At 45.1% G+C, this 21,314-nt stretch carries 22 protein-coding genes; 3 read left to right on the top strand and 19 right to left on the bottom strand.

The features are described from left to right. Positions 1-11: 11 nt before the first annotated feature. From motS to MTN95_RS03845, 13 genes are all read right to left on the bottom strand, one after another. Positions 12-740, bottom strand: a complete 729-nt coding sequence (gene motS, locus MTN95_RS03905; protein ID WP_105953385.1) for a flagellar motor protein MotS — start codon at positions 738-740, stop codon at positions 12-14. Further along, positions 730-1,548 carry a flagellar motor protein MotP gene (motP, locus tag MTN95_RS03900; protein ID WP_105953384.1) on the bottom strand — a complete coding sequence of 273 codons (819 nt, stop codon included), beginning with the start codon at positions 1,546-1,548 and terminating at the stop codon, positions 730-732. Before motP ends, motS begins: the two co-directional genes overlap by 11 nt. A 69-nt stretch (positions 1,549-1,617) precedes the next feature. Continuing rightward, the gene (gene ccpA / locus MTN95_RS03895; protein ID WP_024122513.1) at positions 1,618-2,622 is read right to left on the bottom strand and encodes a catabolite control protein A; all 1,005 of its coding nucleotides are present in this window, start codon (positions 2,620-2,622) and stop codon (positions 1,618-1,620) included. 281 nt (positions 2,623-2,903) lie between these two features. Continuing rightward, positions 2,904-3,980 (bottom strand): bifunctional 3-deoxy-7-phosphoheptulonate synthase/chorismate mutase, encoded by a 1,077-nt coding sequence (locus tag MTN95_RS03890; protein ID WP_024122514.1) that lies wholly within the window; start codon positions 3,978-3,980, stop codon positions 2,904-2,906. A gap of 234 nt (positions 3,981-4,214) precedes the next feature. Continuing rightward, positions 4,215-4,541 (bottom strand): bacillithiol system redox-active protein YtxJ, encoded by a 327-nt coding sequence (ytxJ, locus tag MTN95_RS03885; RefSeq protein ID WP_044153830.1) that lies wholly within the window; start codon positions 4,539-4,541, stop codon positions 4,215-4,217. A gap of 24 nt (positions 4,542-4,565) precedes the next feature. Further along, on the bottom strand, positions 4,566-5,021 hold the full coding sequence (locus MTN95_RS03880; RefSeq protein WP_044153829.1) for a YtxH domain-containing protein: 456 nt from the start codon (positions 5,019-5,021) through the stop codon (positions 4,566-4,568). A gap of 30 nt (positions 5,022-5,051) precedes the next feature. Then, complete coding sequence (locus MTN95_RS03875; protein ID WP_024122518.1) at positions 5,052-5,471, bottom strand: DUF948 domain-containing protein; 420 nt, start codon at positions 5,469-5,471, stop codon at positions 5,052-5,054. 162 nt (positions 5,472-5,633) lie between these two features. After that, positions 5,634-6,932 carry a UDP-N-acetylmuramate--L-alanine ligase gene (murC, locus tag MTN95_RS03870; protein ID WP_248337025.1) on the bottom strand — a complete coding sequence of 433 codons (1,299 nt, stop codon included), beginning with the start codon at positions 6,930-6,932 and terminating at the stop codon, positions 5,634-5,636. 246 nt (positions 6,933-7,178) lie between these two features. Further along, complete coding sequence (locus tag MTN95_RS03865) at positions 7,179-10,070, bottom strand: DNA translocase FtsK (protein WP_248337022.1); 2,892 nt, start codon at positions 10,068-10,070, stop codon at positions 7,179-7,181. A gap of 160 nt (positions 10,071-10,230) precedes the next feature. Beyond that, positions 10,231-10,836, bottom strand: a complete 606-nt coding sequence (gene ytpR / locus MTN95_RS03860) for a YtpR family tRNA-binding protein (RefSeq protein WP_248337020.1) — start codon at positions 10,834-10,836, stop codon at positions 10,231-10,233. Between the two features lie 16 nt (positions 10,837-10,852). Then, a complete protein-coding gene (locus MTN95_RS03855; RefSeq protein WP_248337018.1) occupies positions 10,853-11,662 on the bottom strand; it encodes a DUF1444 domain-containing protein in 810 nt (269 codons plus the stop codon). 15 nt (positions 11,663-11,677) lie between these two features. Beyond that, a complete protein-coding gene (locus MTN95_RS03850; RefSeq protein ID WP_010331513.1) occupies positions 11,678-12,001 on the bottom strand; it encodes a thioredoxin family protein in 324 nt (107 codons plus the stop codon). Positions 12,002-12,040: 39 nt separating this feature from the next. Next, on the bottom strand, positions 12,041-12,157 hold the full coding sequence (locus tag MTN95_RS03845) for a hypothetical protein (RefSeq protein ID WP_125825412.1): 117 nt from the start codon (positions 12,155-12,157) through the stop codon (positions 12,041-12,043). A 77-nt stretch (positions 12,158-12,234) separates the two neighbouring features. Between MTN95_RS03845 and MTN95_RS03840 the strand changes: the two genes are divergently transcribed. Further along, positions 12,235-12,681, top strand: a complete 447-nt coding sequence (locus tag MTN95_RS03840; RefSeq protein WP_227598060.1) for a YtoQ family protein — start codon at positions 12,235-12,237, stop codon at positions 12,679-12,681. Positions 12,682-12,738: 57 nt separating this feature from the next. On the opposite strand, the gene MTN95_RS03835 is transcribed toward MTN95_RS03840, so the two are convergent. Next, positions 12,739-13,812 (bottom strand): M42 family metallopeptidase, encoded by a 1,074-nt coding sequence (locus MTN95_RS03835; protein WP_248337016.1) that lies wholly within the window; start codon positions 13,810-13,812, stop codon positions 12,739-12,741. Between the two features lie 157 nt (positions 13,813-13,969). Between MTN95_RS03835 and MTN95_RS03830 the strand changes: the two genes are divergently transcribed. Beyond that, positions 13,970-14,287, top strand: a complete 318-nt coding sequence (locus MTN95_RS03830; RefSeq protein ID WP_248337013.1) for a PepSY domain-containing protein — start codon at positions 13,970-13,972, stop codon at positions 14,285-14,287. A gap of 54 nt (positions 14,288-14,341) precedes the next feature. On the opposite strand, the gene MTN95_RS03825 is transcribed toward MTN95_RS03830, so the two are convergent. From MTN95_RS03825 to trmB, 3 genes are all read right to left on the bottom strand, one after another. Beyond that, entirely contained in the window at positions 14,342-16,042 is a 1,701-nt protein-coding gene (locus MTN95_RS03825) for an NAD-dependent malic enzyme (protein ID WP_248337011.1), read from the bottom strand. Positions 16,043-16,124: 82 nt separating this feature from the next. After that, positions 16,125-16,970 (bottom strand): YtnP family quorum-quenching lactonase, encoded by an 846-nt coding sequence (locus MTN95_RS03820; RefSeq protein ID WP_181185708.1) that lies wholly within the window; start codon positions 16,968-16,970, stop codon positions 16,125-16,127. Positions 16,971-17,040: 70 nt separating this feature from the next. Continuing rightward, positions 17,041-17,682 carry a tRNA (guanosine(46)-N7)-methyltransferase TrmB gene (gene trmB / locus MTN95_RS03815; protein WP_038954257.1) on the bottom strand — a complete coding sequence of 214 codons (642 nt, stop codon included), beginning with the start codon at positions 17,680-17,682 and terminating at the stop codon, positions 17,041-17,043. Positions 17,683-17,890: 208 nt separating this feature from the next. On the opposite strand from trmB, the gene MTN95_RS03810 reads away from it, so the two are divergent. Next, complete coding sequence (locus tag MTN95_RS03810) at positions 17,891-18,169, top strand: YtzH-like family protein (protein ID WP_024122528.1); 279 nt, start codon at positions 17,891-17,893, stop codon at positions 18,167-18,169. Here MTN95_RS03810 and MTN95_RS03805 read toward each other — a convergent pair whose 3' ends face one another. Together MTN95_RS03805 and pulA are read right to left on the bottom strand one after the other, a co-directional pair. After that, positions 18,170-18,967: a phosphotransferase family protein gene (locus MTN95_RS03805; RefSeq protein ID WP_248337009.1), complete on the bottom strand. Its 798-nt coding sequence runs from the start codon at positions 18,965-18,967 to the stop codon at positions 18,170-18,172. 181 nt (positions 18,968-19,148) lie between these two features. Continuing rightward, a complete protein-coding gene (gene pulA, locus MTN95_RS03800; protein WP_248337007.1) occupies positions 19,149-21,305 on the bottom strand; it encodes a type I pullulanase in 2,157 nt (718 codons plus the stop codon). Positions 21,306-21,314: the final 9 nt, after the last annotated feature.

Below are 21,314 nucleotides of genomic sequence, written 5' to 3'. Positions count from 1 at the left end.
AAAAACGACCTTCACGAAGAGGTCGTTTTTGATTTTTTGATGACGATTTCTACACGTCTGTTTTCCTTCATGTGTTCATTTGTTTTGTTATCCTTTACAGGCTTTGTATCCGCATAGCCAACAGCGATAAATCGCTTCGACGGGAGTTTCTCTTTTGATGTGAAATATTGAATGACTCCGCTTGCCCGTGCTGCGGATAGCTCCCAGTTAGACGGATACCTGTACGTTGAAATATTTCGGCTGTCTGTATGGCCCTCCACCTGAATATCATTTGGAATAGTCTGAAGAAGAACTGCAATTTGGTGGAGAAGCGTTTCAGCATTTTCCAACACTTTAGCCTCGCCTGAATCAAACAGCACCGCTTCCTGAAGAACGAGCACGACACCGCGTTCATCCCGCTTTGCTGTCATTTTCGCCTTCAGCTGGTGCTCTTGAATGTATGTATTCACTTTTTGCAGCAGTTGATCCTGCTGATTCTCTTGCTTCTTTGCATCGGCTGACGGCGTGTCTTTTTGATCGATGGCTGTTTGGTCTGGCTGAAGCCCGCTGCCTTCCTTTTGGATCGAGTTCACCGCTGCTTTAAATTTCTGCAGATCAATCTGCGACATCGAAAAAAGTAAAATAAAGAACACAAGGATCAGCGTAACCAGATCTGTAAAGGTTACCATCCAGCCGGAGGATGACTGATTGTTTTTCCCGTTTCCATTCCTTCGTTCAAATCGGTCTCTTCTAAGCTTCATGTACAGATCCCTTTTTTGTCTTTACTTGATTATGCTGCTTCCGCCATTCTTCCCGAGAACTGAAAACGACGAGCTGGCTTTCCAGATTGCGCGGATTTTTTCCGGATTGTATCCCGATGATACCTTCCACCATCACCTGTTTGATGAAGATTTCGCTTTCTGTTTTTTCTTCGAGCTTAGCCGCAATCGGGTTAAATACCATGTTTGCCAGCAATGATCCGTATAAGGTCGTCAAAAGTGCAACAGCCATATTCGGACCGAGCATATCAGGGTCATTTAAGTTTTTGAGCATCAGCACCAGCCCGACCAGTGTCCCGATCATGCCCCATGCCGGAGCGAATTCTCCCGCCTTCTCCAAAACACGCCGCCCTTTGCGGTGCCGTTCCTCCATTGCTGCAATTTCTGAATCCATGACAAGCCGAATCGTTTCTTCATCCCAGCCGTCAACCGCCAGAAGCAGCCCCTTTTTCAAGAATGGATCTCTGATTTCTCTAGCCTGGTCATCCAGTGATAAAAGCCCATGTTTTCGCGCATGATCGGAAAGGGAAACGAAGGTTTTCACAAGATCTTTTACATTGTCTTCCTGGCGGATAAATGCCTGCTTTAACACAGTGGGCGTTTTTTTCAGCTCTCTCGGCGGAAAACTGATAAAAACAGCGGCGCAAAGCCCTCCTGTTACGATAAAGAAAGAAGTCAGATCTAGAAAAGAGCGGAAACCGCTTACTCCCGATCCGGAAATAATTCCAATCACAATCATAATCGTTCCTAACACAAAACCAACAGGTGTAAGATAATCAAAACGTTTCATCATTTCTCCTCACTCATACGAAAAAAGCAAGAATCCACCTTAGAGGTGAAGCTTGCTTTCTTGTTTTTCTTATGACTTGGTTGACTGTCTTAACTCTATACGATGCGGCAATTCGACAATATGCTCTTCCACCGGCTCTTTATTCATGAGCTTTGTCAGCAGTCTCATGGCAACCGCGCCAATATCATACGTCGGCTGAACTACTGTTGAAAGCTGCGGTCGAACCATCAAGCTTAATCTCGTATTATCAAAGCCGATAATGTCGAGATCTTCAGGAATGGAAAGACCTTGATCCTGTGCGGCATGAATAATGCCGAGCGCCATTTCATCAGTTGCTGAAAGAATCGCTGTCGGTTTTTTATCCAGGCTCATGAGGTGCTGAAGCGCCTCTAGTCCGGAATCATACGTATAATCACCTTCAGCGACAAATTGTTCATTAAACGGAAGATTCGCCTCTTCAAGCGCCCGTTTGTAGCCTTGCAGTTTCTTTGAGCGGTTGATCGGTTCTGTCATCGGGCCGGAAACAAACGCGATATCAGTGTGCCCCTTATCAACCAAAAGCTTCACCGCATCATAAATCGCCTGCTCGTAATCAATTGCGACTGATGGTGTTTCACCTTGCTCTTCAACAGAAGCGGCAAGCACGATCGGCACTGGCGAACGCTTAAATTCCGCTACATGCTCGTCCGTAATGTTTCCGCCCATAAATACGATGCCGTCGACCTGTTTGCCGAGCATTGTGTTTAATAAGTGCAGCTCTTTCTCCAGGTTTTGGTCAGAGTTGCTCAAAATGATGTTATATTTATACATTGTCGCGATATCTTCAATTCCGCGCGCAAGCTCTGAATAGAAAATGCTTGAGATATCAGGAATGATGACACCTACAGTTGTTGTTTTTTTGCTTGCAAGCCCTCTTGCCACCGCGTTTGGACGGTAGCCGAGACGGTCAATGGCTTCCAAGACTTTTTTTCTCGTTGTCGGTTTTACATTCGGGTTTCCATTCACGACACGGGAAACGGTTGCCATGCTTACATTAGCTTCTCTCGCTACGTCGTAGATCGTAATATTGCTCATCCTAAAACCACTCCTTTTACTGGATACACTTATCCTTATCTATAGCATAAACACTTTATGTAGAGAAATGTCATAATGTCCGAATTTATGTCGTTTATGATTTGTAAGCGTAAGTCAGTAGTCTACATTATTTTTCATTATTCATCAAATTTAAATACTTCTCATGAAATTATACACGTTTTTATAGATGATGAAAACGTATACTTGAGTTTTATAATTAAATAAACGAGAAAGCGCAAAAAAAGGCCGCATATGCGGCCTTTTGTATTGATCTCATTCCATTAGGCGTTGACTTTCACCATTGGTTTCAGTTCATTCAGCCATTTTTCGAATTCAGGGATCGCCATTTGCTGAGCAGAGTCAGAAAGTGCGACTGATGGATCAGGATGAACCTCTGCCATTACGCCGTCAGCACCGATCGCTAAAGCGGCTTTAGCTGTCGGAAGAAGGAGGTCTCGGCGGCCTGTTGAATGCGTCACATCAACAAAGACCGGCAAATGCGTTTCCTGTTTCAGAATTGGCACAGCTGAAATATCGAGCGTGTTTCTCGTTGCTGTTTCGTATGTTCTGATACCGCGCTCACAAAGGATAATTTGATCATTGCCTTGTGCCATAATGTATTCAGCTGCATTGATGAATTCCGAGATCGTTGCAGCAAGTCCGCGTTTCAGAAGCACAGGCTTTTTCACGGAACCTGCAGCTTTCAGCAATTCAAAGTTCTGCATATTACGCGCACCGATCTGAATTACATCAATGTAGTCAAGCGCTTCTTCAATATGAGCCGGCGTTACGATTTCGCTGATAACAGCCAGATCAAATTCATCCGCTACACGTTTTAAGATTTGGAGTCCTTCTACACCGAGGCCTTGGAAATCGTATGGGCTCGTACGAGGCTTAAAGGCTCCTCCGCGGAGAATTTTAATCCCTTGTTTTTTAGCAGCCGCAGCCACTTCCGCCACCTGCTCATAGCTCTCAACCGCACATGGTCCGACGATAAATCTTTGCTGGCCGTCTCCGACTTTTTCACCTTTGATATCAACGATTGTATCTTCAGGTTTTTTCTTACGGGAAACAAGAAGCGCTTTGCTGTGATCTTCCTCCTGAAGCTCTAAACCTGCTTTAAAGATTTCTTTAAAAATGTGCTGGATAGTAGAATTTTCGAATGGTCCGTCATTGTTTTCAATGATTTTATTTAACATTGTGCGTTCTCTGACAGGATCAAAGCGATTGACACCTTGCGCTTCTTTCGCTTTACCGATCTCTTTTACAACATTTCCGCGCTGGTTGATTAATTTTAAAATTTGCAAGTTTAATTCGTCTGCCTGCTGCCTTAGAAGCTCTAATTCTGTGTTGCTCATTTTTTTCATCCTTTCCCTGCACATTCATTTTTTATTTTGTAGTTAACATGCATCTTACTATAAGTAAAACCAAATGGAAATACTGAAATACAAAATTTTTAAAAAAGTCTACTTTATTACCCAAACGCTTTTAAGTGATAAAGTAATGTATGATGCTATCGTACATGATGTGAAGAAAATGATCAATAGTTTTTTCAAAAAAAAAAGCGCCAGATCATATCTGGACGCTTTTTTCTAGGACAGATGCTGCTCAATCGCCGCTTCTGTAATTTGTGAATGTGAGGTATGCCACTTTACTTCACCGTTTTGGATCACGAAAACTTGAGGGCTTTCGTGCTTGACTCCGTATGTTTCTGCGATGAAATTTGACAGGGGCCGTGCCTCTTGTACTTGCAGATAGTAAGCCGGCACTTCTTCATGATGATTTGCAAAGGCATTAAATTCTTGAAATGCGGCTTGGCTGATCGGGCATGTTAAGCTGTGCTTAAAAAACAAGAATGTGCCTTCCTTTTCTGCAATACGCTTAAACTCTTCCTCAGATTGAATTAGCTGTTTTGCCATTAGTCAAGTCTGCTCCTTCCGGGCTCAGCGGTTGATGTGCTCGGCCTGTTTTTGTGCATCTTTCAGCTCGTCTTTTACGTCTTCTTTCGTTTGGAGGACTTGATCTTTTGCTTCGTCAGCCGCCTGCATTGCTTCGTTTTTCATATCTTGCATAGCAGATGATGACTCGGTATTTGCAGATTTTGAACGGTCTCTTAAATCTTTGACCTTGTTCATGATCTGTCCTGACTGATCGGCAACAAGCTGTGTGATGTTAGATGTTTTGTCTTTTGCAATGCTGACATATTGTGTGCCTTTTTCTTTTGCGTCTGCCGTCATTTTATCTGTTTTATCCCGCAGAGCAACAGCTTGATTTCCGAGATCGTCGCGTAGTTCTTTCCCAGATTTAGGTGCTAGGAAAAGCGCAGTGGTGGCTCCGATGATTCCTCCGATTAAAGTACCGATTAAAAAATCTTTACTATTAATTCCATCTTTGCTCATCATTATTCCTCCTCAAAGTGTTTTTCTCTCTTAAAGAGCTGATTTCTTTCGCTTCCACTTCTCCCAAATTTCCATTGCTGCTTGGCTCCAGGTGACAACCTGATTGATTTTATCTTGGTTTTCTCTCACTGATGCCGATACAGACCCTGCCGCCTGCTTCATTGATGTATTGAACTGCTGTACAGAGGTTCCCACCCCTTGAACAGCATGAACGACCGTGTTCAGCTTTTCTGATTTTTCCTGAATATCTTCAGCCAAGCGGTTGGTCTTATGTAAAAGCTCGGCAGTTTCAGTGGTAATGCCTTTCATTTGTCCCTCCAGCCCTTCGAGCGTGGATGCAACATGTTTTAATGTCAGCTGCAGTGACTTTAGTGTTTTAGACAAATAGATCACTAAGACGAGAAATGCTACTGCGATTAGTGCAACGCTTAAATAAAGAATGATAATCATCTTAAACCTCCTTGCTGCAGGATATACTGCTGTTTACCCGATTTGTAAAATCATAAACATATCTGTTGGGCTGTATACATATTATTCTCCATTACATTTGAAAAATCCTTTAAGAGGATGTCTCTTCAGATAAATAAAAAGCAGTGAGATCACTGCTTTTTATTATGCCATGACGTTTTCGTAGGCTCTCATATATTTTTGGATATCTCCTGCTCCCATAAAGATGAGAACGGCTTTATCATGGGCTTTTAAAACAGATGTATCATCTTCTGCAATCAGCTTGGCATTATTAATTTTTCCCTGCAGGTCGCCGATCGTCAGCTTTCCTGCGTTTTCCCGGGCTGACCCGAAGATGTCGCATAAATACACACAGTCTGCCCCGCTCAGGCTTTCAGCAAATTCATCAAGGAATTGCTGTGTCCGCGTAAATGTATGAGGCTGGAATACCGCAACGATTTCACGATCAGGATATTTCTGTCTTGCCGCCTCAATCGTCACTTTTATTTCTGTCGGATGATGAGCGTAATCATCAACTAACACTTGGTTTCCGAGCTGTTTCTCATTGAATCTGCGTTTGACGCCGCCGAATGATTTGAGGCCATGTTTAATAACGCTGGCGTCAATTTCTTCATAATGGCACAACGCGATGACCGCCAATGAGTTCAATACATTATGATGGCCGTACGCAGGAATATAAAATGTGTCATAGAATGTATTGCGGACAAAGACATCGAAAGTTGTCCCTTCTGTGCTTTTTACGATGTTTCTCGCTTGAAAATCATTTTCTTCTCCTGTGCCGTAATAAACGACAGGCACGTTCGCATGGATTTTCGGCAGATACTCATCATCACCGCAGGCAATAATGCCTTTGTTAACTTGAAGAGCCATTTCCTGAAAAGCGTCAAACACATCATCAATATTTGAGAAATAATCAGGGTGATCAAAATCAATATTTGTCATAATCGCGTAGTCAGGCTGATAGCTTAAGAAATGGCGGCGGTATTCGCACGCTTCAAATACGAAGTATTCGCTGTTTTCATTTCCTTGGCCTGTTCCGTCCCCGATTAAGAAAGACGTCGGTTTTGCGTTTTGGATGACGTGAGCCAGCAGCCCCGTAGTCGACGTTTTACCGTGCGCACCAGTAACCGCGACACTGGTGAATTTTTTCATGTAGTCACCTAAAAACTTATGATAACGAATCACCGGAATTCCGTCAGACATCGCTTTTTCAATCTCAGGGTGCGTGTCTGGGAATGCATTTCCGGCGATAACTGTCATGCCGGGTTTGATGTTATCCGCGCTAAAAGGAAGAACAGTGATGTTTCTTTTTTCAAGCGCCGTTTGTGTAAAAATGAATTTTTCGATATCCGATCCTTGGACAGTATATCCATTATCATGAAGTATTTGGGCAAGCGGACTCATACCCGTCCCTTTTATTCCAACAAAATGATAAACAGTCATAATTGTACCTCCAACAAACGTCTATCTGTTCCCCAGTATATGACGTTCATTTCAATTTGCGACCGCGGCGGCTGAAAAGCCGCCTGACGGCGTATCCTTATATTTTTTGTTATGTTCAGTATCCGGTTATTTCTTTCCGATTAAACCTGAATATCACGATTTCTATGCCCATTTGCTGTAAAGCGGCATAGCTGTTAAATGCTCTATCCATTATCATACCATGTTTGCTGTGAAAATGAACCTATATTATTCGTTTATTAAATCACTTGCAGTGATCAGCACCTCTCGAGGCTTGCTTCCTTTCGCCTCAGAGATCATACCTTCCGCTTCCATCATATCAATCAGCCTTGCAGCCCGATTATATCCGATTCTGAATCTTCTTTGCAGGCTTGACGTGCTTGCACTGTTTTGTTCAACAACAAATTCGCACGCCTCATAAAACAGCTCATCCTCTTCCTTTAAGGCAGAGCCTTGTCTGACCAATTCTTCCTGTTCGAATAAATAAGCTGGCGGCAGCTGGTTTCTGACATGGGAAACGACACGGTCAATTTCCCGGTCCGATACAAAGTTGCCTTGAAGACGCACCGGTTTTCCAGAACCGTTCTCTAAAAAGAGCATGTCTCCTTTGCCGAGAAGTTTTTCCGCACCAGCCATGTCAATGATTGTTCGGGAATCAACCTGGCTGGAGACAGAAAACGCAATTCTCGTCGGGATATTCGCTTTAATCAGACCGGTAATGACATCGACTGACGGACGCTGAGTCGCGACTAGCAAATGGATTCCGCAGGCTCTTGCTTTTTGAGCAATCCGGGCAATGCTTTCTTCTACATCATTTGGAGCTACCATCATCAAGTCGGCAAGCTCGTCAATGACCACAACTAAATACGGCAATTTTTCGCCTGTTTGGTGATCAGAGGTTAATTGATTGAAACGGTCAATATCGCGAACACCGGAATGGGCAAACAGTTCATAGCGGCGCTCCATTTCCTCAACGACCCATTTTAAAGCAGCAGTGGCCGCTTTGGCGTCGGTAATGACAGGGCTGACGAGATGAGGAATTTTGTTGTAAGGCGCAAGCTCTACCATTTTCGGATCAATCAGCAGCACCTTCACTTCACTCGGATCAGCTTTATAAAGCAGACTCACTAAAATCGTATTGATGCACACGCTTTTTCCCGATCCTGTAGCTCCGGCAATAAGACCGTGCGGCATTTTCTTCAGATCAATGACAACAGGATTCCCCGAAATATCCAATCCAAGTGCTGCCGTAAGCGGTGACGTGCTCGTCCTGAAAGCAGAGCTGCGAATCATTTGGCGCAAATCAACCACCTTGCTCGTGCGGTTCGGCACTTCAATTCCGATCGTGTTTTTCCCCGGAATCGGCGCTTCTATTCGAATATCTCTGGCGGACAGGCTGAGTTTAATGTCATCAGACAGGTTGGTGATTTTATTCACCTTTACACCCGGTTCAGGGTGTACTTCAAATCTTGTGACTGACGGCCCTTGCGTTACATGAACCACATTGGCCCGAACGTTAAAGTTTTTCAAAGTTAAATCAAGCAGCTGACGCTGGTTTTCTATCCACGCAGTATCGTCCTGAACTTGTGCTGGCGGCACATCAAGCAGTGAGACATTTGGGAACACATAGCTTCCGCGGCGCTCCCCTGCTTTTTGCTGTTTATGCGCATCGCTTTTCAGCATCATAACATTAAAAGGAACAGACGGTCCCTTCTGAAGTGCTGGACTTCGTTCAGGATTGTTACTCGACTTCTCGGTTCTGTTCTGCTGTTCTGCTGGGGCCGTGCGTCTTTCACCCGCAGAAATTTCTTCCTCCCGGCTTTCATCCGCCGCAGAATAGGATTGAGAATCCTCTTCTGTGCTATGTTCCGGTACTGGATAGTCATTTATCTGGGCCGCGGATGCTTCAGGCTGGCTGTTTTCCTCTATCACTTGAGCTGCTGCAGCTTCCGGAATGATTTCTTCGTGAGCAGCTGTATGGCTGTCTGACAGTTCCTCTGCTTCTTGCCCGGCATCTGCCACAGTCTCTTCCTCGTATCTTTCATTATGCAAGAAAGGCTGCTCATGCTCATGGATTTCCATTTGTTCTGCTGGGGCTGACATGGTGTCAGCAGTTTCTGGAACTGCTTTTTCACGAACGTTTTCTTCGTTGGCTGACGGCTCTTCTGCCTCAGTTTCAGCACCTGTCACAGCCTCTTCCCCATATCGCTCATCGGGTAAGAAATGCTCTTGGTTTTCCGTTTGTTCTGCTTGAGTTGAGGCGGTGTCAGCAGTTTCTGGAACAGCTTCTTCGCGGGCATATCCTTCGTTACCTGACAGCTTTTCTGCTTCCATTCCGGCACCTGTCACAGTCTCTTCCCAAGATTTTTCTTCGCGCAAGAAAGATTCTTCCTGCTGCTTCATTTGTTCTGTTTCTTCTGACCGCATCTCAGCAGCTTTTGGAGCCATTTCGTCTCCAGCGTTTACTTTTTTGTCTGACAGCTCCTCTGCTGAGTGCTTTGCCATTGTTTCATTCGTACTTTTTAGGACGCCAGAAGGCTGTTCTTCGAATCGGTCATATGAAAAGAGAGGCTCCTTCTTCTGTTGCTGCGGCGGCCGGTCCGGCATTGGATAGCTGCGTTCGCGTTCGATTTCTTCTGAAAGCAGCGTGACCTTCTCTTCTACCGGCTTGTTTTGCACACCTTTTCTTTCCGCAGATTGTTTCGGCACGTCCTTTTTCACAGATGGTTTTTGATTAAATCCATATACAGGCGAAGGTATATTTGTCGGTTTAAAAGGTTTCTTGGCCGGCTCTGATTTTTCATATGTATGATGCTCTTTTTCATTATTTGTGCGGTCTCTGTGCTGAGCAGCGCTCGAACGAGGCTCCGCTTGCGGTTCCTCCGATGGCGGGCGGCGCCTTCTCAAATCATTTTTTTGGTATCCGTCAGGCACAACCGGAAAACGGAACTTGCCTTTAGGATATTCGTAATATATTTTAGGATCTTCCAATCGTTTTAATTGTCCTTCGGAGTGATGCGATTCTGGCTGTTTCGGAATTTGAGCAGGTTTTGTCTCCCGTTCAGCGTCCTCTTCACTCTCTCCTAAAAACAAATCAAAAAATTTATGAAGCCAACTCATAAGTCATCTCTAACTCCCTTATAGTTTTCTGGGACGATTTTTAGTATACCACTGCTTGTCGGCCCAGAAAAGATTAAGCTTTCAGCAAAACAAAGCCGCTAAACAAGGGCTTAGCGGCTTTTTTTACATGATTCGATTTTTTCGGCGCGTTTATGGGAGTCTAAAACTGAAATGCGTCCCCAGCCTCATGGTCTCCTTCTAATACAAGGATTCCTTTTTCAGCCGGAGCGTCAGGCAATGCAAGCTCTTTTGCGGAGCAGATCATTCCGCTCGACGGTACGCCCCGAAGCTCAGCATCCTTAATGACGAGTCCGCTCGGCATCACAGCGCCGACTTTGGCAACGACAACTTTTTGACCTTGATCAACATTAGGCGCGCCGCAAACGATCTGAAGCGTTTCATCTCCTACGTTGACTTTACATACGCTTAATTTATCCGCATTTGGATGTTTTTCTTTTGATTCAACATATCCGACAACAAACTTTTGCGATAAATCAACGACTAATGTTTCTTCAATGCCGTTTCTGTTTAGCATTTCATTCACATCTTGAACGAATGTTTCTGAAAGGGCAACAGGGCCGTTTTCATCAATGGTTAAGTATGAAGACGCGTTAAAGATGTTAAAACCCGTCGTTTCATTTGTTTCGCTATTGAAAATTTTGACGACGTCGCCGTGTTTTTCATAGCCTACTTGCTCACGCGTTACGTCTTTTAGAGAGATTAGAAGTGTATCTCCCACACCTTCTTTATTATAAAAAGCGTTCATAAGTAAAAAATCCTTTCTAATCCTTTTTCGGACGGCTTTTTGCCAAGATAAACACCGGCTCCAGCTTTCCTTCATTGTACAGGAAAGAAAGCGCCGTAATCGGAACGGTGCCGCCTGCAAAGAAGCTCATCGACATTTGTCCTAAAATATCATAACCTGATTCATTCCGAATGTCAGCAACTATCAGAACGTCCTGATGCGGAACAGAGATCGCGAGCTCACCTTTAGCATTTTGTTTATACTCATTTAAAATCGCTTCGTTCAGAATCCGGCTGGCGTCGTAACCGTCGTTTGCTCTGAAGAAGTAAAAGAGATTGCCGGCAACTGTATCCTCTTTGACAACCGCCGGCAGAGAGCGGAGGTTAAACGCAGCCGTTTCTCTGATCCGCTCCCTTGTCCAGTTTTCTCTCTCCAGCATGCGCTGATCAATTAAACGATAGGTTTTGCCCAGATCAAGCGCATAGTAAATTCTTGTTTCTGCGGTATGATCGTCATAAATAAGCGGAATCTCTTCGCTGGACTTGTCCGGAAAAGAGGTTGAGCGGATGACCGGATAAATGCGGCTTTCCTTCCCGGTTATTTCCTGCGACTTCCCTTCCATAGCTGTCATGGCTTCTGATACATAGTAAACGATCTCGTCAATGGCTTCGTCTTTTTTCAGTTCCCATTTTGCAATAATCGGCGGCAGGTCGAGCGTAATTCCTTTTTTAGTTGTTTCATCCTCAACACGGAGGGTGTCTTTTTCTCTGTCAAATAAAAAGGAGCGATTCTCGTGCTGAAGGCGCTGTTTCAATATGTCTGACAGCTTCCTTGAGGTCATTTTCAAACCGGATATCCTCCTTTACGCTTTTGCGAGAGAGTCAGTTAAAAACTGTTCAATTTCTTCTTTTGTTTTGCGGTCTTTGCTCACAAAACGATTCACTTCTTTTCCTTCATTAAACACAACAAAGCTTGGAATGCCGTAAATCTCCCACTCTGCGCATGTATCAATAAATTTGTCGCGGTCTACATAGTAGTAAGTGAATTCAGGAAAGTCTGCTTCCAATTCCGGAAGAAAAGGCTCTACAAAACGGCAGTCCGGGCACCAGTCAGCAGAAAACATAAATACTGCCCAATCATCCTTTACCGCTTTTTCCAGCTCTTGCGTTGTTTCGATTTTTTTCATCAAATATCCCTCCAGTTGTTTATGTTCTTACATGTTAGTTTATCGATACTCGTCCATTTGGATCATACCAAACTGCTTGCGGCAAAACCACTTATATGCAACGAATGAATATGTAAGATAAGCTTTCCCATTATCATTATCATATTTTATTTGCATTATCAAGCACGTTTCGTTTAACATCTTTTACATGAGGGTAAAATTGACAAATGGTCATACATAAGGAGGGATCCAGTTTGGAGTTTATCGTCTATTTAGCCGGAGAAATCCACAGCAATTGGCGTGAGGAAATAAAGGAGAAAACGAAGTCACTGAAGCTGCCGATTACGTTTGTCGGCCCGATGGAGCATCACGACCGTTCAGACAATATCGGAGAAGAAATCATGGGCGCTCAGCCAAACGCAGTCTATAAGGACGACAAGGCTTCTGATATCAATAACTTCAGAACTGCCGTCTTGATGAATAAAGCCGACTTTGTAATCGCCTTGTTTGGCGAAAAGTATAAACAATGGAACACAGCAATGGATGCTTCCTATGCCATCGCAAAAGGCAAACCCCTGATCATCATTCGTCCTGAATCGCTCCACCACCCATTAAAAGAGCTTTCAAACAAAGCGAATATGACTGTTGAAACGGTGAACCAAGCCATTAAAGCACTTTCCTATGTATTTGAAATAAAATAAGAAAAAAGCTTGTCGACATGGCTTACAGCCTTGCTCAACAAGCTTTTTCTCCAGGTTTTACATATTTTCTTTAATTGCTTCAACAGTCTGCTTGTCACAGGCAGTTACGAGCTTTATCAGCATTTCTTTAGCCGCAGCGTAATCATCAATATGGATAATAGACGCATTTGTATGAATGTAGCGGGAGCAGATCCCGATAACTGCTGACGGAACGCCGCTGTTTGAAATATGCACTCTGCCTGCATCTGTTCCGCCGCCGGAAACAAAGTATTGATATGGAATCTGATGCGTTTCAGCCATATCCAGAACAAATTCTCTCATTCCGCGGTGCATGACTGTCGTTCTGTCAAGAATGCGGAGCAAAAAACCCTTTCCAAGCTGCCCAAACTGCTGTTTATCGCCGCTCATGTCGTTTGCCGGACTGGCGTCAAGCGCGAAGAACAAATCCGGTTTGATCATATGAGACGCTGTCTGCGCGCCTCTTAAGCCGACTTCTTCCTGAACAGTTGCGCCAGCGTAAAGCGTATTCGGCAGTTCTTTTCCTTGCAATTCCTTCAGCAATTCAATGCTCAATCCGCAGCCATACCGGTTATCCCACGCTTTTGATAATATTTTCTTTTCATTCGCCATAATGGTAAACGGGCATACAGGGACAATTTGCTGGCCCGGTTTAATGCCGATTTTGATGGCGTCTTCCTTATCATCCGCTCCGATATCAATCATCATGTTTTTGATATCCATCGGACGGTTTCGCTGAGCATCTGTTAACAGATGCGGCGGTATGCTTGAAATAACCCCCGGAACCGGGCCGTTATCTGTTTGAATTTCCACTCTTTGCGCCAGCAGCACCTGACTCCACCAGCCCCCGAGCGTTTGGAACCTGAGTAATCCGTTATCTGTAATGGATGTCACCATAAATCCGACTTCATCCATATGTCCAGCCACCATGATTTTCGGCGCGTCCTCTCCGCCTTTTCTGACTCCGAAAACACTTCCCAGTCTGTCCTGAACGATATCATCGGCATATTTGGCAAGCTCCTGCTTCATAAACGCGCGGACCTGATGCTCATTGCCCGGCGCTCCGGGAAGCTGCGTCAGTGTTTGGAAAAGCACTTTCGTTTCTTGATTCATGTTTTCCCCTCATTTCTATGTAGTTCTTTTATTTTATTAGAAAAAATTCTGTTTTCCAAGCACGCTGATTGAATCTGCTCAATGAGCCGCGTATCGCTTAACAGGATTTGGCGGTTTCTGTATAATGAAAGTACGATCAATCAGGAGGTGCTTTATTTTGAAATTGCGTCATCTTCTTTTAGGAGCAGGACTTGGAATTTGTACGGCTGTTGTTTTGAAGCAATATGTGATGAAGCCTTATATTTCTTCAGAACGAGCGCTTCGTATCGTAAAATCCGCTTTTAAACAGCGGGGGCCGATTGATGGATCATGGATCTACACCCAGCCGGAGCCCTACAATGTGAATGGAGAAACCGTGCAGGTGTACAAGACCGGTGTTACACGGTCAGCTTTCGGAGAACTAGAGCAATATGAAGTGATGGTGGATGCGAAAACGGGGAGAATTGTAGATGTCATCGATACAATCGCGTCTTAACACCGGACAAGCGTAAAATAGGAGCCGCTGCCCATGCAGCGGCTCTTTTTTATATTATATCGCGCGAATTGGTTTGTATACCGGATACCACATCGCGTCCTGCACAGCCTGAATGATGTCCTCAGGCTCTTCAGTGGCCACGCCTTCCTTAATGGCGGTTTTAGCGACTTCAACTGCAACCGTTGCCGATACAGTCCGTAAATCCTCCACCTTCGGCAGCATCGGCGCGCCAGGCATGCCGACATTGACCATACTTGCGATCGCGCGGGCACATGCTTCAAACATGCCATCGGTGATTAATTTTGATTTGGTGACAATCGTTCCAAGCCCAAGTCCTGGGAAGACTAGTGCGTTGTTGGCCTGTCCGATATGATATGTCACGCCGTTATATTCCACTGGCGGGAACGGGCTTCCTGTCGTGATAAGCGCACGGCCTTCCGTCCATTCAATTAAATCTTGCGGTTTTGCTTCGGAAAGAGTCGTCGGATTCGACATCGGCAAAATCGCCGGACGTTTTACGTGTGACGCCATTTCTTTTACAATTTCTTCAGTAAAGGCACCGGAAACCGTAGATGTCCCGATCAGGATCGTCGGTTTCGCCTGCCGGACCACTTCAAGAAGATCAATGCCCCCGCCTTCTCCGTTACGCTGATAATCCTTCACTTCATCAGCCGAACGGGCATAAGGCTTTTGGAAATCGAGAAGCTGATCCATATCAGCTGTTAACAGCCCGTTTCGGTCTATGCACCAGAATCGCTGGTATGATTCTTCCTCACTCAGCCCTTCGCGCACCAAGGCTTCCCGCAGCTGTTCAGCAATTCCGATTCCGGCCGTCCCCGCTCCGAATATCACGACTCTGTGATCCCTCAGCGGCACTTTAGACGCTTTTGCACAGGATAAGACTGCCGCCAGTGAAACAGCGCCTGTACCTTGGATATCATCATTAAACGTACATACTTTATCTTTATAGCGTTTCAAGATGCTGCGCGCATTTTTCGCTCCGAAGTCCTCCCAGTGGAGCAATGCATTCGGGAATGTCTCTCTCGCAAGTGAGACATATTCATCAATAAATTGGTCATAGCGTTCACCGCGCACTCTGGAATGCTGGTTGCCGACATAAAGCGGGTCGTTCAAGAGGCTCTCTTGATTTGTGCCAGCATCCAAAACGACAGCCAGCACTCTGCTCGGATCAATTCCCGCAGCGGCCGTGTATACCGCAAGCTTGCCAATTGATATCGCGATGCCGCCGACTCCCCAGTCTCCGATTCCTAAAATTCCTTCAGCATCGGTTGCGACAATTAAATCGATGGCATCACTTTTGTCTTTAAACTGTTTAAATGCCTCTCTCATGCCTTCCGGGTCATCGATGGACAGATAGAGCCCTCTCGGCTTCCTGTATTCATGGCTGTATCTCTGAATGGCCGTACCTACTGTCGGCGTGTATACAATCGGGAGCATTTCCCCTAAGTGGTCATTTAACAAACGGTAAAACAGCGTTTCATTTCGATCGTGCAGCGCTGTCAAATAAACGTTTTTACTTAAATCATCAGGCTGTGAGGAAAACTGTTCGTACGCTCTTTTTGCCTGTTCATCAATGGTCAATACCTTCGGCGGCAAAAAGCCATTCAATCCGAGCGCTTTTCTTTCCTCTTTTGTAAAAGCCACTCCTTTGTTCAAAAAAGGAACAGAGAGTACTTCAAGGCCTCTTAATGTTGTCTGAATGTCTCCTTCGTTCGTTACTTCAAATTGTTTCACCCTGCCTCTTCCTTTCTGAGCATAATTAGTACTAGGTTTGCTTTATTAGCCGGAAATCATGCAGGGTAAACATGAAAATATGCTATTGTTTCTTTCGTTTGAGTGATTCTGTCATTCTTTCGTCCCCGTCCCATTTCAGTGCGCGATATACGGCATCATGATAAAAAATAAACCATGCGTCTTTTTCCGCTGCATACGCCTGCCACTTTTGCTTTTGCGGTATAGAGGTCATCGGATAATCATCATAAGCCAGCACCCATAATGGATTGCGGTGGGCGTGTGTCGGCATCAAATCCGCCATATGTACCGCGGTTTCACCCGCATCCTCACATACAAGAACACAGTGGCCGTCACTGTGGCCCCCGGTATGATGCATTGTAACCCCCTCTGTTATCGTGCAAGTGTCTTCAAAGGTCTTCACTTGGCCGGCAACCGCCTCCCAGTTTTCTTTCCAGTAGGTATTTTTCGATCTGATGTTCGGATGGCGCATTTCATTCCATTCGACAGATGAAGTATAAATAACGGCATTTGGAAAAACTGGCACCAGTTTATCTCCTTCGTATTCCGTCAATCCGCACGCATGGTCAAAGTGAAGGTGTGTCATGGCGATCACGTGGATATCTTCAACTGTTAACCCGAGCGCTGCTAATGATGTTTTCACATTGGATTCTTGGGTCACGCCGTAGTTTCTTTTTTGTTTCTCAGTCAGCTTTCCGGACCCGATCCCGGCATCGACAATCACGTTTTGACCGTCCTTTTGAATAAGAATCGGATCTGTCCTTAATTCAATCTGGTTTTTTTCATTGACTGGATATTTTTTTGACCATAACGGCTTTGGAACAACGCCGAACATGGCTCCTCCGTCCATATGAGTCACCCCTCCGTCAAGCCAAGTTAACGTCGTGTTTCCAATTTTCATCGTTTCCATCTTCATCCCCCCTGTCATCATCGTAGCAAACAGCGCATAAAAAAAACAGACTCCTGTGTCAGAGTCTGTTTTACGCTCTCCATTCAACTTCAGCCCGATAGATCGGCTGGCCGAGTGCTGAGAATTTTTCTTCATATTCTGTCATGATGTTATCTTCCATATCGCTGTTATGCAGATCAAGACTGACATATGTCAGCAGCAGACCGTATTCCGAGAAGCTTTTCAGCGAGTACTCAAACAGGCCGCGGTTGTCTGTTTTAAAATGAATTGCTCCGCCTTTCCCCATCACTTCTTCATATTTCTTAAGAAAATGGGAATACGTCAGACGGCGTTTTTCGTGGCGGTTTTTCGGCCAAGGATCAGAAAAGTTCAAGTACACCCGTTTGACTTCACCCGGCTCAAACACGTCTGTCAGCGTGTCCGCGTCTATATTCAAAAGCTTTACATTCGGCACTTCGCTATCCTTTACTTTCTGGACAGCTGTCACAATTACGCTTTTAAATAACTCAATACCAATATAATTAATGTCAGGATTTTGTTTGGCCATCCCGGAAATAAATTGCCCTTTTCCTGTACCGACCTCGATATGGATCGGATTGCTGTTGCCAAACACTGTATTCCATTTTCCTTTATAATCAGCAGGATTGCTGATGGCAATATCTGCGTTTTCAGCCAAAAAGTCATCAGCCCAAGGCTTGTGGCGCATTCTCATATGATTGACACCTCTATCTATTATTTCGACTAACAACATACCATGAATTAAAAAGACCCGCAAGCTTGTTTTTGAAGGTGTGCCTTTTTAGAGCAGATCACATAAAAAAAGAGGGTCCCATCTGTCGGAACACTCGTGTCTCATGCATAAAACCATACTGTTTTGAACAATTTAACCCGTAAGATACTGAAGGGATGTGTACCGTTTTATGGGTTTAAATTACGAGAATCAAGTTGATCTATTGAAGGACATTTTGACTGACCATCAATTAGACTGCTGCGGAACCGTCGCAGAGTACGAACAGCTTGAACGTGTGATTAAATCGCTGATGGCAAACACCGAGCTCGATTCACACTTAAAAAACGTGCTGGAAGATGTGTACCGATACAGCCAATCAGGAATATCATCCAAATCCATCGACTCACACATACAAGAGCATCAGAGCAGCTTGTCTCAATGGGTAGAGGAAATGGATTCGTATTCCTGATTATTGAACAATCCGCTTCATCAGCATATGCAGTTCTTCCATTGCATCATGGAATTCTTTATCGTTTCCTTTGGATTTATGCCAGGCAATGAAAGTGATTGTTTCAGATAGCACATACCATGCCATTCTTAGCCGAAGGCCGTCCGTTAACTCAATGCCGTACATGCCCAGCCAGCTCTCCCAAGCTGGCTTTTCGACGTAGTGGTACAGCAATGGCCCCAGATCCATCGCCGGATCAGCGATCATGGCGCCGTCCCAGTCAATTAAATACAGCTGGTTGTCTTCAGACAATAGCCAGTTATTATGATTGACATCACAATGGCAAACGACTTTCTCACCGAAATGCACTTCATGCAGATGATCTTCTAAATACGTAATCCCTTCTTGAATCAGCGGCGAAGTTTGCTGCACAGCAAATACAGCCTGTTTAAGCTGAGACAGCAGAGCCCCTGGATTCAGCGGTTCCTTTCCAAGTCTCTTCAGCATGTCCAGCAAGGCCTTTGATGTGTGTATTTTACGAAGCAATTCAGCAACCGACCGTCCGCTCATGTCTTTCGGCTTCAGCTCTCTGCCGGTCATCCAGTGCTGGGCCGTAATGACATCCCCATTCTCCATCCGTTTTGTCCAAACCAGCTTAGGAACAATGCCTTCGGCGGATAAAACAGCTAAAAAAGGTGAGCTATTACGTTTTAAAAAAAGCTGCTGCCCGTTATGTTTCGCATAATATGCATCTCCTGTAGCTCCTCCGGCGGGGAAGATCTCCCAATCGCTACCTAGTAATTGTCCCAACCAGTTCATATCAATGTTCAACCCATCATTTCTTAAAATATTTTAGAATAAAGGCCTATTCGTCTTCAGTCTATCCAGCGAATGCCTTTTTCGTACGAATCGTATGAAAAATAAAAAAGACAGCTATTGAGAGTCTCATATGCTAATCAATAGCCGTCTTTTAAATTTTAGCGCTATAGCACAAACTTCGTCAAGCAAAACTCGTAAGATCTCGTGCTAAATATAAGATAACCGTTCCGATGCCGTTTACAGCAACCGCTTTCTTGATTTCTCCAGGATCAGCACGAAACCCGTCAGTATCACATAGAAGGCGGTAAGCCTTATCTTTCGGCAGCTGCCATGTAACAGAATCAGGGCTGGCATGATGGATGACAATGATTTCTTCCCATTCATCGATTGCGCCGAGGTTAAACAGCCGGTATACAATAAGATGCTCTTTGAGAGCCAGACATTCAAGGCAGCGCTGAATATCGGCTGATGACGTAAGCCGGAATGCCGGATGCGCTTTTCTGAGCGAAATCAGCCTGCGGACATAGTCAACATCCTGCTTGAATGTTTCACGCCGCGACCAGTCCAGCTGGTTGATGCTGTCACTGGATTGATAGCTGTTTTCCACCCCCTGCTTCGTCCGGAAAAATTCCTGTCCGCTGTGAATAAACGGCACTCCCTGGGCCAGCAGAATGATTGCAGACGCCAGCTTTTGCCTGCTTCTTTTTCGGCTCTCACTTTCTTGAGGTAGCGCGAGGCTCATTTTATCCCAAAATGTGTGGTTGTCATGCGACTCGACATAATTGATGGACTGGCTCGGCGCAGACACAAGCGGGTCTGTCTCTTTCCATCCGGAAGATCCGGCAATCCCGCGCATGACTGTTTCCGTTTGTTCGCCGTTCCCAAGGGCAAAACCCGCCGCCGCGATATGAAAGGTATTCCCTTTAACAGCGTCACGAAACGAATCATTAAAAAAACCGACGCCCGGCATTTTCGATGCATTCGCCAATGTCGCTTTCTGTTCAGGCGGCAGCGGTGTTGCCAAATCCCAGCCTTCCCCAAAGAGAAGGATTCCGGGCTTTACCTCATATGCTTTTTCTTTCATATGAAGAACCGTTTCAATATCTAAAATGCCGAGCAGATCAAAGCGGAAGCCGTCGACATCGTATTCCTTCAGCCAATACATGACGCAATCCGTAATGAATTTCCTTGCCATCCGCCTTTCTGAGGCGATGTCATTCCCTACGCCGGTGCCATTCGAAGGCATCCCGAATTGATCATGCCGGAAGAAATAACCGGGCACCGTTTTTTCAAAGGGCGAGTGCTCTCTTTGATATACATGGTTATAAACAACATCCAGAATGACACGCAGGCCATGCTGATGCAGGGTGTGAATCATTTGTTTTACTTCTGTGTTTCTTGTCTGAGGGTCGTGAGGATTGGAGGCATAGCTTCCCTCCGGGGCGAAAAAATGAAGCGGATTATAGCCCCAATTGTAGGCGGCAAGCGGGTTTTCTTCATCAACTCCGGCATAATCGTTTAGCGGCAAAAGCTCTATATGTGTAACGCCAAGCTCTTTTAAATAAGAAAGTCCTGTAGAATTGCCATTTTTCGTTTTGGTGTCCGTTTCAGCAAGCGCCGCATATTTCCCCTTGTTCTTCATACCGCTGTTTTCATGAATGGAGAAGTCTCGGATGTGCATCTCATAAATAATGGCATCAACTGGGGCTGAAAATGGTGTAAGCGTAGGAGCCGAATTTACTTGATCAGGGCGCAGCACAACACCCTTCTCTCCGTTGACCGTCACAGCTTTTGCATACGGATCAACCGTTTCTGTCCATTCTAAATTGTTGCAAATCCGGTACACATACTCATAACCGTGCAGATCTCCAGCCACTGTAACGGCGTATACTCCATTTTCCATTCTTGTCATTTGAAGCGTGTGCCCGCTTTTTTCGGGATGTGACAGCTTGACGGCAGCTGACGTGGCAGCAGGCGCCCATACCTTAAATTCAGTATAATCCGAAGCGTAAACAGCTCCGAGCTCCCCGTCATAATAAAATGCAGCATCAAACGCATCCGTCCTGACAACCGCCCCGATTTGGAGATCCGTTTTTCCGCCGCCGAATGCTTTGACACGATGCGTTTTTCCGAAAGTCACCGGCTGTTCAGCTACACATACATACTTGTATTTCCCTTCTATTTGCCATTCCTGACTGACTGTCAGAGGAATTTCCGCTGTATCTGTCTCAAGCTGAAAAGGCGGCGTAAAGGTATCTTTTTGATCAGCAGGAATCAGAACCGTAATGATATTCATTTCATCGGCATACGCTTCAAAGCTGCGTTGGATACTGACCATCAGAATCTC

Source organism: Bacillus sp. 2CMS4F, assembly GCF_023161785.1.
Lineage (GTDB): Bacteria > Bacillota > Bacilli > Bacillales > Bacillaceae > Bacillus > Bacillus halotolerans.
This window is presented reverse-complemented; position numbering and strand designations above follow the sequence as displayed.

Excerpts from the sequence above, each read along its gene's own strand:
- motS (WP_105953385.1), bottom strand. The coding sequence starts at position 740 with ATGAAGCTTAGAAGAGACCGATTTGAACGAAGGAATGGAAACGGGAAA.
- motP (WP_105953384.1), bottom strand. The coding sequence starts at position 1,548 with ATGAAACGTTTTGATTATCTTACACCTGTTGGTTTTGTGTTAGGAACG.
- ccpA (WP_024122513.1), bottom strand. The coding sequence starts at position 2,622 with ATGAGCAATATTACGATCTACGACGTAGCGAGAGAAGCTAATGTAAGC.
- MTN95_RS03890 (WP_024122514.1), bottom strand. The coding sequence starts at position 3,980 with ATGAGCAACACAGAATTAGAGCTTCTAAGGCAGCAGGCAGACGAATTA.
- ytxJ (WP_044153830.1), bottom strand. The coding sequence starts at position 4,541 with ATGGCAAAACAGCTAATTCAATCTGAGGAAGAGTTTAAGCGTATTGCA.
- MTN95_RS03880 (WP_044153829.1), bottom strand. The coding sequence starts at position 5,021 with ATGAGCAAAGATGGAATTAATAGTAAAGATTTTTTAATCGGTACTTTA.
- MTN95_RS03875 (WP_024122518.1), bottom strand. The coding sequence starts at position 5,471 with ATGATTATCATTCTTTATTTAAGCGTTGCACTAATCGCAGTAGCATTT.
- murC (WP_248337025.1), bottom strand. The coding sequence starts at position 6,932 with ATGACTGTTTATCATTTTGTTGGAATAAAAGGGACGGGTATGAGTCCG.
- MTN95_RS03865 (WP_248337022.1), bottom strand. The coding sequence starts at position 10,070 with ATGAGTTGGCTTCATAAATTTTTTGATTTGTTTTTAGGAGAGAGTGAA.
- ytpR (WP_248337020.1), bottom strand. The coding sequence starts at position 10,836 with ATGAACGCTTTTTATAATAAAGAAGGTGTGGGAGATACACTTCTAATC.
- MTN95_RS03850 (WP_010331513.1), bottom strand. The coding sequence starts at position 12,001 with ATGAAAAAAATCGAAACAACGCAAGAGCTGGAAAAAGCGGTAAAGGAT.
- MTN95_RS03845 (WP_125825412.1), bottom strand. The coding sequence starts at position 12,157 with ATGCAAATAAAATATGATAATGATAATGGGAAAGCTTATCTTACATAT.
- MTN95_RS03835 (WP_248337016.1), bottom strand. The coding sequence starts at position 13,812 with ATGAATCAAGAAACGAAAGTGCTTTTCCAAACACTGACGCAGCTTCCC.
- MTN95_RS03820 (WP_181185708.1), bottom strand. The coding sequence starts at position 16,970 with ATGGAAACGATGAAAATTGGAAACACGACGTTAACTTGGCTTGACGGA.
- trmB (WP_038954257.1), bottom strand. The coding sequence starts at position 17,682 with ATGAGAATGCGCCACAAGCCTTGGGCTGATGACTTTTTGGCTGAAAAC.
- MTN95_RS03810 (WP_024122528.1), top strand. The coding sequence starts at position 17,891 with ATGGGTTTAAATTACGAGAATCAAGTTGATCTATTGAAGGACATTTTG.
- MTN95_RS03805 (WP_248337009.1), bottom strand. The coding sequence starts at position 18,967 with ATGAACTGGTTGGGACAATTACTAGGTAGCGATTGGGAGATCTTCCCC.
- pulA (WP_248337007.1), bottom strand. The coding sequence starts at position 21,305 with ATGGTCAGTATCCAACGCAGCTTTGAAGCGTATGCCGATGAAATGAAT.